11 protein-coding genes are annotated in these 14,693 nt (G+C 40.3%); 4 read left to right on the top strand and 7 right to left on the bottom strand.

Translation table 11 applies throughout. From position 1 onward, the window contains the following. Position 1 precedes the first annotated feature (1 nt). The 7 genes from NOS7107_RS27640 to NOS7107_RS06125 form a co-directional block, all read right to left on the bottom strand. Positions 2 to 3,517: a CHAT domain-containing protein gene (locus NOS7107_RS27640; protein ID WP_015112118.1), complete on the bottom strand. Its 3,516-nt coding sequence runs from the start codon at positions 3,515 to 3,517 to the stop codon at positions 2 to 4. Positions 3,518 to 3,752: 235 nt separating this feature from the next. Continuing rightward, positions 3,753 to 4,409: an HAD family hydrolase gene (locus NOS7107_RS06145; RefSeq protein ID WP_015112116.1), complete on the bottom strand. Its 657-nt coding sequence runs from the start codon at positions 4,407 to 4,409 to the stop codon at positions 3,753 to 3,755. Between the two features lie 153 nt (positions 4,410 to 4,562). Next, the gene (locus NOS7107_RS29815; protein ID WP_367580456.1) at positions 4,563 to 4,637 is read right to left on the bottom strand and encodes a hypothetical protein; all 75 of its coding nucleotides are present in this window, start codon (positions 4,635 to 4,637) and stop codon (positions 4,563 to 4,565) included. 873 nt (positions 4,638 to 5,510) lie between these two features. Next, on the bottom strand, positions 5,511 to 6,023 hold the full coding sequence (locus NOS7107_RS06140; protein WP_015112115.1) for an outer membrane beta-barrel protein: 513 nt from the start codon (positions 6,021 to 6,023) through the stop codon (positions 5,511 to 5,513). 155 nt (positions 6,024 to 6,178) lie between these two features. After that, the gene (gene murJ / locus NOS7107_RS06135) at positions 6,179 to 7,783 is read right to left on the bottom strand and encodes a murein biosynthesis integral membrane protein MurJ (protein ID WP_015112114.1); all 1,605 of its coding nucleotides are present in this window, start codon (positions 7,781 to 7,783) and stop codon (positions 6,179 to 6,181) included. A gap of 114 nt (positions 7,784 to 7,897) precedes the next feature. Beyond that, positions 7,898 to 8,404: a pentapeptide repeat-containing protein gene (locus tag NOS7107_RS06130; RefSeq protein WP_015112113.1), complete on the bottom strand. Its 507-nt coding sequence runs from the start codon at positions 8,402 to 8,404 to the stop codon at positions 7,898 to 7,900. Positions 8,405 to 8,693: 289 nt separating this feature from the next. Next, positions 8,694 to 10,205 (bottom strand): LCP family protein, encoded by a 1,512-nt coding sequence (locus NOS7107_RS06125; protein WP_015112112.1) that lies wholly within the window; start codon positions 10,203 to 10,205, stop codon positions 8,694 to 8,696. Between the two features lie 117 nt (positions 10,206 to 10,322). On the opposite strand from NOS7107_RS06125, the gene NOS7107_RS06120 reads away from it, so the two are divergent. From NOS7107_RS06120 to NOS7107_RS06105, 4 genes are all read left to right on the top strand, one after another. After that, a complete protein-coding gene (locus NOS7107_RS06120; protein WP_015112111.1) occupies positions 10,323 to 11,387 on the top strand; it encodes a mannose-1-phosphate guanylyltransferase in 1,065 nt (354 codons plus the stop codon). 84 nt (positions 11,388 to 11,471) lie between these two features. Further along, a complete protein-coding gene (gene yidD, locus NOS7107_RS06115; RefSeq protein WP_015112110.1) occupies positions 11,472 to 11,756 on the top strand; it encodes a membrane protein insertion efficiency factor YidD in 285 nt (94 codons plus the stop codon). A 31-nt stretch (positions 11,757 to 11,787) separates the two neighbouring features. Further along, complete coding sequence (locus NOS7107_RS06110; protein ID WP_015112109.1) at positions 11,788 to 13,434, top strand: AarF/ABC1/UbiB kinase family protein; 1,647 nt, start codon at positions 11,788 to 11,790, stop codon at positions 13,432 to 13,434. 266 nt (positions 13,435 to 13,700) lie between these two features. Further along, a complete protein-coding gene (locus NOS7107_RS06105) occupies positions 13,701 to 14,681 on the top strand; it encodes an ATP-binding cassette domain-containing protein (protein WP_044499739.1) in 981 nt (326 codons plus the stop codon). The last annotated feature ends 12 nt before the right edge of the window (positions 14,682 to 14,693 follow it).

The following is a 14,693-nucleotide window of genomic DNA, read 5'->3' as shown; positions in this document are numbered from 1 at the left end:
ATTACCAAGGATTACCAATCATGGTAAAAGCTGCCCAAAAATAGGGATGAGTTAACTTTCTATCACCAAGTTCTAGTAGAACTGGTGGTAATGCTACATCACCACGCGCAGTTCTCAGTCTACCCATTTCTATCCGCACTTGGCCTTTGAGCATGGCGACTTGCGCTCGTCGCAGAGCTTCGGCTTTGATAGGCGCTTGTTTCAACTTTTCATAAAATTGAGTCATTAATCCGAGAGTACCTTCATCGGAAACATACCATAAACTCGCCAATGCAGACTTTGTACCAGCTTGCACTGCAAAGCCTGCAAAACCTAATTCTGCATCTTCGTTACCCAAGGCTGTACGACAAGCACTCAGCACAACTAGTTCTACAGGTGGGTTATTCCAGCCGAGTTGACGGATTTGATCCATTCTCAGTTGCGTATCCCACAATTGAATATAAGAGTTATTTGGCGCACCTGAGTTAAATTCTCCGTGAGTAGCAAGGTGAACAATCCCGAAGGCTTTTTGCTGTCGCTGGGCTTTGAGATTTGTTAAAGTGAAGGCCTCGTTTAAGAAAGCTCTACCAGGCCAAAGCTTTTGAGTAATAGTAGTTAATTCTGAAGGTACAGATGGTAATGGGTCTTGATTCATAAATTGCGATGCGCCCATCCCTAAAACTTCAGATTTTTTAATATCAATATATTGAGTATCTGTCAGGCTCAGACTTGGCATTAAGCCAACACTATAGTTTTCGATTAGATACTGTTTACCATCATAAAGGGCGGCTATGGGCATAGTTCGCAAACCCGCATCTACAATAAAAACTAGATTATTAATTTGCCGTGCTTGCAGGTTATACTTCAGGGGTGCAATTAACCAGTTGTATAATTTTGTGGCAGGAGTAATATAGCTGTTTAACAAAGTTGCTTGGGTAACATTGTTGGTAAACTGTTTACTTATAGCTAAGACTTGCGATCGCGTCACATTAACTACTTTCCGAATCGGCTCACCCTTACCTGTAACCACTAATAACTCTAAAATATCATCGGCTTGAGGTGTGAGTTTTTGTTCCGGTAAAACATTCCGTTTGAGTGTTTTAGGTATAAAAGAAACATAAATTAAAGCAGGTTTCACCCCTGTAGAATTTTCAATATTTACTAAAATCTCACTAGCTTCTTTAATGCCTTTAATTGGCGGTGTAGCTGTACCTAAATATTGAGCAAACTGGTTAGTAAATCTGGCATCAATTTTAGCTATCTCTTTATCTATATCTACATCTAGCAAAGACTGATCTTTTTCCACAATTGGAATACTAGCCATTTTCTTTTCTTCTGTCTCAGAATTAACTACATTATTAGTTAAGTCAATATTTAGCAGATTATTTGTTCCGGAATGGAAAGAATTATTCGTTTCTACGGGAGGAGAATTATTTGTTTCGGGATTAGGTGAGGGATTATCTGTGTCAGGATTAGGTGGGGTAATAATTATGGGTTGTCGCGTAATATTAATATTGATTGATTGCGGTGCAGATTCAGAAACACCATCACTCGCTTTAATATTAAAAGCTGGGATTTTACCAACAGAACCTCGTTGGGGAGTATAAACTAAAACAGTATTTGCACTCAACACTGTTCCTGATGTAACTGGTGTTCCATCTTGAAATGATACAGAGCCAGATAATATACCATCAAAAATTATTTGGCTGACATCATTATTAACATCATTAGTATTGATATTTAATGAACCAAAAGTAAATGTAATAGGTCGATTTTGGCGCGTATTAATTACACTATAATTATCTAATATAATAGGTGGTGTGTTAACAGAATTAATAGAAATTAAGCTAGGAGTACTTTCTGATCGTCCGCCTAGTGGAAGGACAGGAAAAATGTGAATTGGTGATGTGGGTGCAATTTGGGAATTGTTGCTATCTAGGATGATATTTTCAATAGTTGGATTTTCATTAAAAAGACTAACCTGACTGACATTAATAGCTGCTTTTGTACCATTCAAGTTAGCATCACCCACAATAAATGGAACGTTATTCACACCGCCGTCATGTTGAATCTTGACAGCCCCAGGTTGAGTAAATGCGCTGGTCAAAATTGAATTTCCGGTAAGCTGACCATTATCAATAATTTCTCCTACTACCCTAACTGTTCCATTGGCTAAAAGATTAACATTACCACCTTGAGCGAATGGGGGTGTATTGGGCAACAAAATACCAGCTTGATTTGGAGAATTTGCATTGAGCAATTCAATTTGCTCAACATCAATACTAATCGCACTTGTATTGATGCTGCCCACAGTAATGTTACCATCAGCTATTAAATTGACTGCACCTGCACTAGCCGTCCCTAAAATTAAAGCTGCTGAAGTGTCAATATTATTAGTTGTAATATTACCGCCTGCTGTTAAATTAACGGCACCTGCCATAGCAGTTTCAAAACGACTAAAAGCTGAAGCATCAATATTATTAGTTGTGATATTATCACCTGCTGTTAAATTAACTGTACCTGCCAAACCAGTAGATTTATCATTAGTGATGATATCTTGAGTTGTGATATTAGCTGCTGCCTGAATAGTGACATTTTGAGCAACAATGTTAGCTGTACTAACAACATCACCATTGCTAATAGTCAAACCAGAACCAGTTAACTTCACCTCACCATTTGCAATTTGTAAGCCAGAAGCATTCCCAACATCACCACCAGTTAACAATGCTGGTAACGAATTTGATGCTAGATTATTAGTGGAATTCAGCGGTTGAATTTCTAAACTCAAAGGATTCCCTGCCATACTCAATTTGAGTAAATTACTGCCAGGTACTGCCGCAATTGTGACATTACCGCCAGGCGCTGACAAAGTTCCTGTACTCACGACTGCGCCGCCAAATAAACTTAAATTATTACCATTTGGTACAGCTAAATTACCTTGATTGAAAATGGCACTAGTAACACTAGCATCAAAAGCGAAACTATTGGGTGTACCAATAAGTTGGCTGTAGTTGTTGCTGCCCACAGCATTTAACCAGTTATTATTACCAAAACCCAGACGATTAGCTGTGGTAGCTGTGAATGATGCTGGCACATTTAAATGGGCATTAGCACCAAAGATAATACCTGCGGGGTTGATTAAATATAAGTTGGAATTTCCACCACTAACACGAATGATGCCGTTAATTATCGATGCTTCACCACCTGTGACTCTACCTAAGATGTTTTGAATTGATGGTTGCGATAAAAAGTTGGCTGTTTGGTTAGCATCTAGTTCAAATTTGCTGAAGCTGTGGAATAGGTTGGATTTGTCGCTACTGAGCTTACCACCACTGATGTCACCTTGGGAGTTAACAGTTGTGCCTGTACTATCGTTGGCGGGAGTTATGTTTTGGGCTTGGACTTTTGCAGGTATTAAATATAATCCTAAAATGATGTTGATAGCTGTTAATATTTTGACTTGAGATAGAGCTTTTGCCTGATTTTGTTGAAAAATTATTGGTAATTTGCTTGTAATTTTTTCAACCTTAATATGCAAAAAAAAACTGCTAACATACTTATTTTAAATTAAAACTCTATGTAAACTTATAGATGATTTAAAGTATACATGAGCTAGTGTGCGTTTAAAAGCTTTTTGAATATTAAATTTTGCATCTTGCCAAGTAGTTAACTTCAAAAAGTTAAGAAAAAATAATTTTTTTATATAAAATTTTTCCATTACTTCTGAATCCATAAAAGCCCAAATTATTTAAACGAGAAATTGCACAACTTATTTAGGATTGCCATATCAGAAATTTGGCAATCTCATCTGGAGAATGGGCAATAAAATCTGCACCGTGGGTTTGTAACTCTTGCTCAGTGCCATAGCCATAGGTCACACCAATTGTAGTAATCTGATGGTGCTTGGCTCCAATTATGTCGTGTTTGCGATCGCCTACCATCACCGCATTCGCAGGTAAAAGATTTTCTGTCACTAAAATATAATGAATTAAATCAGCTTTGACACTCCGCACTCCATCAAGTTCACTACCATAAACACCATCGAACAGCAGCGATAAACCAAAATATTCAATAATCCGCATCGCGTAAATATAAGGTTTAGAAGTTGCCACAAAGGTTTGATAACCAGCACAACGAATAGCTGTGAGAGTTTCTAAAACTTGGGGATAAAGAGTATTTTCAAATAAGCCAATCGTAGAAAAACGACTGCGATATAGTGAGATGGCTTGTGCCAGCATTGCCTCATCTGAAGTCTTCAGCAACTGAGAAAAACTGTCTTTAATTGGCGGGCCAATACACCAATTCAATTCATCAGCTTCTGGTGGTTTGTGACCGAGTTCAGACAGCGCATACTGAATACAGCGAGTAATTCCCGGCTTAGGGTCTGTCAGTGTCCCATCTAAATCAAACAGGATAGCGTTAGTAGGCATATCTTATACCAATTAATCATATTTACTTAAGAAATTCAGACTTTATAACTAACTATGCCTCTCTACACTTAGCAACACAATTCCTAATGTCACCACACCAATTCCCACACTTTGAATCACGCTTAAGGTTTCTGCTAATTGTTGCCCAGGCGACTAATGATTAAGATAAGCAGTAGTGATGCGAGTTTCACTTAAAATAAATCCGTTATCAGTAGCTAATGTTGGCATTTTATTCGCCGGATTGTAATTGAGTAATTCGCTATGACGATCGCGTACTGTAACTAGTTGCAGTTATACTTGTTCAGTTAAATTTAGTTCAATTATTGCCACTTCACTATAGAGAGCTTTGGCAAAGGTTCAATACTTGGGTGTTTAATTACTTATGCTGTGAGGATGTAATCAGGATAATCACTGATAATTTTCCTGCAAATGCACAATTTAGCGTCATTTCTCAACATCTTTACAATGTTTTCATAAATATCTTCTATATCCGTATCTATCCCAGTGACAATCAACATCTCTCCGTTGATACTGGGTGAATAAGATACCAAATTATAGGGTTCCAGGTTTAGTCATCTGGGCAGCTATCAGGGGGTAGGTGCTTCGCCGCAAGGGAATGTCATCTATCCCTTTAATTAATGTAGAACTTACCCACCAAGATTATCTGTGAAGATTAGGTGTAGAGGTAGAATAGCACGCTTGTAAAACTTAAATCAATTATGTGACTGAGCTTTGGGTGTCAGGGGGTAGGGGTATAAGGGAAAGAATAAAAACGATCAACATAGCATTTCCTAATCTGCTGAAGTACTAAATACATTGCTAATAAAATTAGGCAACCCCACCGAAGTTTGCTTGGAGGGAAACCCTCCTGGCAACTTCTCTCTGCCTCAACTTTGCGCTTGACTCTGCGCCCCTCTGCGTTGAAAAACACCCGATTGGGTGACGGTTGCGTCCCCCAAACCCCCTGCAAAATCATTCTTGCGTTTTTGGTTGAGTAATTATTTGTTGGTTCTGTTTTGATTTAGTTTTCTTATCTGAACCGTAGTGCCTCATACCCTTGTTAAAAACCTTGATTTTTCGGTTTTATGCGTAAGTCCTAATCTAAAAACGATAGCCTAATCCTGCTTGGAAACTCACAGCATCAGCATCACTGTTTTTGTAAGCATCAATGCCCCATTTAGCATCACCATAGGCGATGATGTTTTTGCTCACTTCAGATTCTACGCCCAAAGTCACTACAGGTGCATTGCGATTACCTAAAGGGGTGTTGTGACCTTCATCAGTCAAAAACGAATAACCACCACCAACATAAACATTAGTGTTTTTGGCAATAGGCGCATCGTAAGTCACTATAGGCATCAAGGAAGTTGTATCACCACCGAACAAAACGGCTCCCCGCAGTGATACAGGCGCATTGGGTACGGCGTAACGTCCTTGTACGTTACCACCAAATTGAGCATCATCATTTCTTTGTCCGCCACTAGTAGCTCCTGCTGCAACACCAACACCGATATAGCTACCGTTAGTACCAGCTGTTTGAGCAGCAGCAATTCCAGCTGAGAGGACGATAGAAGCAACTACAAATGCAGAAGTAGTTAAAGTTCTGAGTTTCATAAGTTTTTCTCCACTAGAGTTGAGTGCAATCAATGCTCTCTACTACTAGAGTCGCTTTTTTAACCAGTTTTACCCTCCTACACTCAAGTAGCCGAGTGAGTGAAAAATCTTTCACCCAATTGGGTGAACTAGAGAAACAACCCAGATTCTCGAAGTTATTTTTTTAAGAAACGCTGGCGCATACGGATCACAAAAGTATTTACTTCTGGGATTTTCATAAGTGAAGCGATCGCACCAAACACAACTAAACCCACTAAACCAGAAATTGACAACTCTACCAACTGAATTATTAAACCTTTTGTACCTAATAACTGCTGTAAACCAAACAAAGTACCATAGCTGGCTATTCCAGCGACAACACTACCACCAGCTAAACCCAAAATTGGCAAACTCCATTCCCGCCAAGGTAAACCGTTAAGTTTGCGATCGAGTAACCATAACAGCATTAACATCGAACTGCAATTAACACCAACAGTTGCTAATACTAAACCCGGTGCGCCAAAGGGTTTAACGAAAAAATAATCAAGTACAACGTTCAACAGAATGTTGAAAGTGCTGATGCGAAAAGGGGTTTGTCCATCTCCCAAGGCGTAAAATACTCGCACTAACACATCACGCCCTAAGTAAACAAACATCCCGATACCATAAGCGACCAATAACGAAGAAACTAACTGTGTAGCTTCTTGCTTAAAAGCGCCGCGTTCATATACTATCTGCACAATTGGTACAGATAACACCACCATCAAAGCCCCCAGTGGTAGCATAGTGCAGGCTGTGAGTAATAAACCTTGGCGAATGCGTAATTTTAAATCAGGCCAATTGTCTGGTTCCGCTAGTTTGGCGAAGATGGGCAATAAAGGCAACAAAATAATATTAGAGATAATCCCTAAAGGTGTTTGAACTAGCAGATTAGCATAGTTAAAACCAGCCGCAGCACCGGGGATAGGACTGGCAAAATAAAGGTCAGTAGCAACATTAATCGGCATCATTCCCGAAGAAATTGTTGCCGGAGTCATGATTTTAATGACTTCTTGAACGGCAGGGGCTTTAAAATCAAAGCTTAGCCGCAGTGTCCCCAGTCCTAATCGCCACTGCACAATTAACTGCACTACCCACTGAAGAATTGCGCCAGCTAGAGTTCCCCAAGCTAACACCATACCACCCATAAAGGCGTATTCTGGCAGAATTATGTCTTTGCCCAATTGCAAAGTCAAAATACCGATTCCTGCAACTACGGTAATACTAGATAATAAAGGGCTGATAGAGAGTAACCAATATTGATTAGCTGCATTGAGGGTACCGAAGCCAATGCCAATCAAACCGGAAAATAACGCCATTGGGGCCATAATTTGCAGTTGTTGAATAGCGATCGCGCGTGTAGTCGCTGACAAACCATGACCGACAATATCAACAATCGTATCGGCTAAGAAAACCTGAGCAACAGTCACCAATAACAGTACTCCACCTACCAGCGTTGTTACTGTTTCTACCACAGGCGCGGCTTCTTCTCGCTGGCGTTTGGCTAAAACACTCACAACAGCGCTGTGTAACGGCCCATTCACACCACCCAGTAATATCAATAAAAAGCCAGGAATAATATAGGCATAGCTATAAGCAGTAGCAGCTGCACCAACACCAAAAGCGGCAGCGATCGCTTGCTGCCGTATCAAACCAAATACTTTACTAATTAGCGTGGCTGCGGCAACAATGCCAGCAATCCCAGCGAAAGAACGAGAAGATTTTTGTTCTTGATTAGTCACAAATAATACCCGACAAGTCTGAAGACGGATGAAATTTCTAGGCTAAAAGCTGAAATCCCAAAAATAAATATTTAATTAATATATTTCATACTTCAAACTTCACCCTTCATTCTTTTATTTACAACCCAAACTCTCTCTAGTTGCTACACCCGTAACCGGATTTACTCCATCAGCCCTTTCACACAGTAAAGAAATTTGATAGCGGTCAATTAACGCATCTGTAAAATCCGCGCCTGTAATGTCAGCATCGTAAAAACGGCTACGGGTTAAAGTAGCTTCTGTGAAATTAGCATTTTTTAAATTAGCACCATCTAAAGTCACACGGTCTACTAAAGCACCTGTTAAGTTAGCGCCTTCTAAATTAGCCTTTAATAAAACACCTTTAGTAAAAATGGCGTTTGTTAAATTTGCTGCTTGGAAGTTTGTACCCCGCATTTCCGCTGCCACAAAAGTTACACCTGCTAAATCGGCATTGGCAAAGTCGCGGTTTTCTAAATTGGCATTGCTGTAGTTAATTGTATTAATTTGTGCAAAAGCTGGTCGTGGGCTAAGTATTACCCACAAACCAGCTAAAAGCAGAATCATAATTAAACTTAATAATTTCTGCCAAATCTTTTTCATAACTTTACGTACATCATTACTTAATGATGAGGACTGATTGAAATTTTATTGTGCCAAAATTAATAATCTCAGCCAAATCTTTTTCATAACTTTACTAACTTCACTAGTGAGTTATGAGGAATGGGTTAACTTTGATTGTGTTAAACTTGATAATCTCGGACAAATCTTTTTCATAGCTTTATAGTCAAGAGTCAATAGTCCCTAGTCAAGAGTGAGTATCACAAGTAGGCTAACAAGTAATTAATAAGTAAAAACAATTGACTAATGACAATTGACTAATGACTACTAATTATTTCCAATCTTTACCAATCCGAATTGTGATATCAGATTCCAAATCTCCAGATGTTGAGACTTCAATTTGACCTAAGCCTAAGACTTTTTGTAAGTCAATTCCTGGCTGTCGGCTACCTCTTTGGACAATAATCTGGGTTTGGCGCTGGCTGTCAGGCCAATCTGATACTGTGTAAATATTTTTAAAGCCTTTCTCTTTGAGATAAGCAATAACTTTTTCGGTTACTTGTGGTTGATTAGAGGCATTTTGAATAGCAATTTTGAGGTTAGAAACCGGACGTGTATCTGGTTTGAGTCCAGGTACATCTACCCCAACATAATTATTCAGTAGATTCTGTTGCCCAGTCATATTCAGCCAATAGCTATTAGGGTCTTGACTGAAACGGCTGAAAGTACCAGGTACAGTGGTCATTTGGAAATTATCCCGCTCTACATTTACGGAGAAATTTACCAATGCCATCATTTCTTCTATCTTTAAGTTGGTATCAAAATACTTCCGCATAATACGGGTTAATTGGGGCAATTTCGGTACGACAGTAGGACTATTGAGGCGTTGGATTAATGCAGCCATAAGTGCTTGTTGTCGCTGCACTCTCGGTAAATCCCCTAACCCATCTTCCCGGAAGCGGGAAAACTGTTCCGCCTGTTCGCCGTTGAGAGTTTGCCAGCCACTCACTAGATTAATGTTCAATTGACTGGTACTATCATGATATTCCATTGCTTTAGGTACAAATACTTCGATCCCACCCAGTTGATCAACTAATTGCCTTAAGCCACTGGTGGAAATCCGAATGTAACGGTCAATCGGCGCATTATTTAAAGTCCTGCTAACTACCCGCGCTGCCAACACTGGCCCGCCTTGGGGATTAGCATCTGATAGCTTGGTTAACCCTTTTTCTGGGATCGCTATCATCGTATCTCTGGGAACGGAAAGCACCCTAATGGATTTATCACTGGGGTTGAGCCGCACTAAAAGCATGGTGTCACTTTTGCCAGCAAAACTTTCAGGTGAGCCATCTACAGCCCCGTTGACTGGCTCAATCCCCATAATCAAAATGTTCATGGGGCGTGATAGCTGGTATTGGGAAATTTTGCTCCATAATTCCCCCGGTAAAGGCACTTTTTGCTCGTCTTTACCAGCAAAACCCAGTTCCTCATCGGTTTTATCCAAATTGCTCCATAAAGGAGTCCAGAGCGCCAGAGTTGAGACTAAAAGCCCTGAGAGAATCACGCCCATCACCACTGTCAATATCCACAGTAGCCATCGGGGCATACTTAAGCCCAATCTATCGTACAGTTCGTTGGGAATTGCACTGACTGACTCAACAACACTGCGAGTGGCACTGGCTGATGCTGTTTGAGATGTAGTGTCTGAGTCTGAATCTGCTACTGTTTGCAACGTTCCCTGAGTTTCTACCCGTTGGATTTGACCAGGTTTGCTCTCTAAGTCTAAATTCGGTATTTGCTGAGACTTAACTTGATTCTCGGATAATTGAACTTCTCTAATCACAATTTTCTCCCCACTCAACCACTTCCATAAAAGTTATGTTAATGCAAGCTACAAATCTTGCCAGAGTAAAAGCTCACTGTACACTTGTAGTGTTCTTGCGTAGGTGTGTATGACAACATGAATAGTTCCTTGTTCCCCGTCATCCTCGCTGGTGGCAAAGGTGAGCGTTTTTGGCCTGTGAGTCGTAAAGACCGTCCTAAACAATTTTTAAGCCTAGATGGTAGTTCTAGAAGTTTACTGCAAGCAACCGCTGATCGGTTGCTTCCATTGGCAGACGGTTGGGATTCCTTATGGGTGATTACTTCCAGCCAGATAGCTGAAGGTGTTCGTCAACAGTTACCCGAACTCCCATCGCCAAACTTACTAATTGAGGTAGAAGGAAGGGATACTGCCGCAGCTGTTGCTTGGACAAGTTTAGAAATTAAAAAGCGTTATGGAGAAGACGCAATCATCGGCTTTTTTCCGGCTGACCATTGGATAGCTGACCAAAAGGCTTTTACAGACACTCTTAAGGCTGCTACTCAACTAGCAACAAGCACCAAAGCGATTGTTACTTTAGGAATCAAGCCTGCTTTTCCATCAACTGGTTACGGCTACATTGAACAAGGTGAACAGATTGGTAGCTTTAATGAGTTGCCAGCTTATCATGTCAATCGCTTTACTGAAAAGCCTAACCGTGAATTAGCGGAAACTTTTTTATCTACGGGACGCTTTAGCTGGAATAGTGGAATGTTCGTATTTCGGGCTGGGGTTGTTCTGGAAGAACTATACACCCATGCTCCAGAAATTATAGAACCCCTAGAACAATATGGCCCTGAGATTTACCCTGGTTTACCTAAAAAGAGTATAGACTATGCACTCATGGAAAAAACCAATCTAGCATACGTCCTCCCGGTTGATTTTGGTTGGGATGATTTAGGAGATTGGAATGCGATCGAACGCTTGTTAAAAAAAGAAGAGACTCCCAATGTAGAATTAGCTACCCATATAGGTTTAGATACGCAAGGAGCAATTATTTATGCTACTAATCCAGAGGATGTAATTGTTACTATTGGTTTAGAAGATGTGGTGATTGTGCGCGATCGCAATGTTACCCTCATCGTTAATAAAGAACGCACCCAAGAAATTAAGCAGGTTCTCAAAATCCTGCAAGATGACTCCCGCTTTACTGACCTACTGTAATTATCAAAGTTAAAACCCTTGACAGAGGCTTAAAAGCTAGTTTTCCTATTATAACTTGACTGTCTGTTGTTTTTACTGACAGTTATGAATACCCTTAGCTTTGAGCCTCTGGCCAAGACAATGGCAATCAAGTCTATCACTGCTTATCAAAAATATATTTCTCCGGTGAAAGGCTTTGCTTGTCCTCATCGACAATTATATGGTGGAGAATCTTGTTCTACTTACATTAAAAGAATATTAAGTGAGCAAAGCTTGATAGAAGTTGTAAAATCATCCCAAAAAAGATTTCAAGACTGTGCTTTTGCCAGTAAAACCCTAACTAAAACTAGCTCTGGCTGTATTGTAATTCCCTGTTGTCTACCCCTTTAACTTCTCTGCGTTTTTGCAGTTGTTTACCACAATGTTCCTAACCCAAACTGTTCCTCGTCAACGAGAAATTATTGAAGTAGTGCTGCGTAATGGCTGGGATTATATGCGAAGGCTACTGACTGGTGGCAAAACTGATGAACCCCAGCTACCAACACCAGCAGTGTTAAAAAATATTTTGGTAAATTTGGGGCCTGTTTATATCAAGCTTGGTCAGTTATTATCTACTCGTCCAGATTTACTCAGCGCCGCCTACATTGAGGAACTGTCAACACTACAAGACGAAGTACCGCCAGTTGCTTGGTCAGAAATAGAAGTACTCATCCGCAAACAGCTAAAAAGTCCTCTAGAAGAAGTTTTTCAAAAGGTAAATCCTGTCCCAGTCGCGGCGGGTTCAATTGCCCAAACTCATCGCGCCACGCTCGCCGATGGTCGGGAAGTCGCTTTGAAAGTGCAGCGTCCCGGAATTGATATCACCATTGCTCAAGATATTGCTTTAATTCAGGGTATCGCTGATTTAGTCGCCCGGACTGACTTTGGGCAAACTTATGAGATTAAATCTATTGCGGAAGAATTTACTAAAGCTTTAGAAGCAGAGTTAGATTTTACGCGAGAAGCAGGTTTTACAGATCAATTACGGCAGAATTTAGCGAAAGGGCGTTGGTTTGACCCGAAACAAATTGTAGTTGCGGAAATTCACTGGCATCTTACATCTAAGAAGTTATTAGTAATGGAGTGGTTAGATGGTGTGCCTTTACTGTCGGCAAAGTTGACCAGTAACAATAATGGTAAAGATATTGCCACCCAACGTAAAGATATTACTACTTTACTATTTCGAGCATTTTTTCAGCAGTTATACCTGGATGGTTTTTTTCATGCTGATCCCCATCCCGGAAATTTATTTTATCTGCACGATGGTCGGGTAGCAATTTTAGATTGCGGTATGGTTGGCAGACTTGATCCCCGCACGCAGCAGATTTTAACAGAAATGTTGTTGGCGATCGTGGATTTAGATGCAGGGAGATGCGCTCAGTTAACGTTGCAACTATCAGATTCGGCACAGCCTGTAATTGTGGCGCGACTAGAAAATGATTACGATCGCATGTTGCGGAGATATCATAATGTCAGCTTGACACAGATGAATTTTAGTCAAGTGATTTATGAAATTTTACAAGTTGCCCGGAACAATAAAATTAGATTGCCGAGCAATATGGGTTTGTATGCCAAAACCCTAGCTAACTTAGAAGGTGTAGCTCGTGCTTTTAATCCAGAAATTAATCTGTTTGATGAAGTCAAGCCATTAATGACAGATTTGTTTCGCCGGCAATTAGTCGGTGAAAATCCAGTGCGATCGCTTCTCCGCACAGCCCTCGACCTCAAAAGTTTATCATTACAATCACCCCGACAAGTTGAACTTTTACTCGACCGTGTAACATCAGAAACACTGCGTTGGAATCTCTCATTACATGGGTTAGATGGTGTACGCCGCACAATGGATGATGCAGCCAATCGTCTTTCTTTCAGTATTCTCGTAGGTTCACTGATTATGGGGGCAGCAATTATTTCCACAAAAGCACAGACACCGCAACTATCGGTTTTAAGTAGTGTGTTATTTGCCGCCGCCAGTTTATTAGGATTGTGGTTGATTATTAGTATTTTGCGATCGGGTCGTTTACGTTAGACCGGGTTATTTTACCTTGACTTTATTAATATCAGGGATAATACTGATCACTAAAAATCCATAATTTAATAATTTAAAACAGCCGATGGACATTTTGCGAGCATGAATATCAGGCTCAGTCATACTTTAACTTGTGTAGAACTCATATTTGATGTTGGAAATACACGTAGGATATGTTAGCGACAGCGTAATACATCTACCGCAAAGCTTTTGGTGCGTTACGGCTTATGCCTAACAATACCCTTGAAGGTTTTAAGATAAATTTTATGCCGCATATTTTTGTTGAAAATTTAAGTAAATCTTATCCGGTGGCGATTAAAGAACCAGGTATTGCTGGGACAATTACGCACTTTTTCCGCCGCACCTACCGTTCAATTCAAGCTGTAGAAAATGTTTCCTTTGAAATTGCTCCTGGCGAAGTAGTGGGGTTTTTAGGGCCAAATGGTGCTGGAAAAACTACCACCCTCAAAATGCTCACTGGTCTTATTCATCCTACTAGTGGAACAGTCAGAGTAGCTGGACACGTCCCATTTCTGCGCCAAGAAGCATTTTTGCAAAAAATTACCTTGGTGATGGGACAAAAGCAGCAGTTAATTTGGGACTTACCAGCAATAGACTCTTTAAAAATTAATGCTGCTGTCTATGACATTTCTGACCAAGAATTTTCTCACCGCTTAAGAGAATTAACAGAGATGTTAAACCTCCAAGGAAAGCTGACTCAACCAGTACGCAAGCTATCTTTGGGTGAACGGATGAAAGCAGAACTGTTAGCTGCACTTTTACACCGTCCCCAAGTATTATTTCTTGATGAACCAACTCTAGGCTTAGATGTAAATGCTCAGGTAGCAGTGCGTGATTTCCTGCGCGACTACAATCAGCGTTATCAAGCCACAGTATTATTAACTAGTCACTACATGGCTGATATTACTGCTTTATGCCAACGAGTTTTGTTAATTCACCAAGGAAAGCTGATGTATGACGGTAGTTTAGATGGGTTATTAGAACGCTTCGCACCATACCGAGAAATTCATGTAGAGTTAGCCCAACCTTTATCTAGAGAAAAACTCAGGTTTTATGGGGATGTGCAACTTTTAGATGGGCGCTCCGTATGTTTTATGGTAGAGCAAGAAGCTCTAACTCGTACCGTATCTAAAATTTTGTCAGAGCTAGAAGTCATCGATTTAAAAGTAACAGAACCACCTATAGAAGAAGTAATCGGTAAAGTTTTTCAGGCGGGAGTTGTTTAGTCAGCGCTGTTA

Origin of the sequence: Nostoc sp. PCC 7107 (assembly GCF_000316625.1) — a bacterium.
GTDB lineage: Bacteria > Cyanobacteriota > Cyanobacteriia > Cyanobacteriales > Nostocaceae > Nostoc_B.
This window is presented reverse-complemented; position numbering and strand designations above follow the sequence as displayed.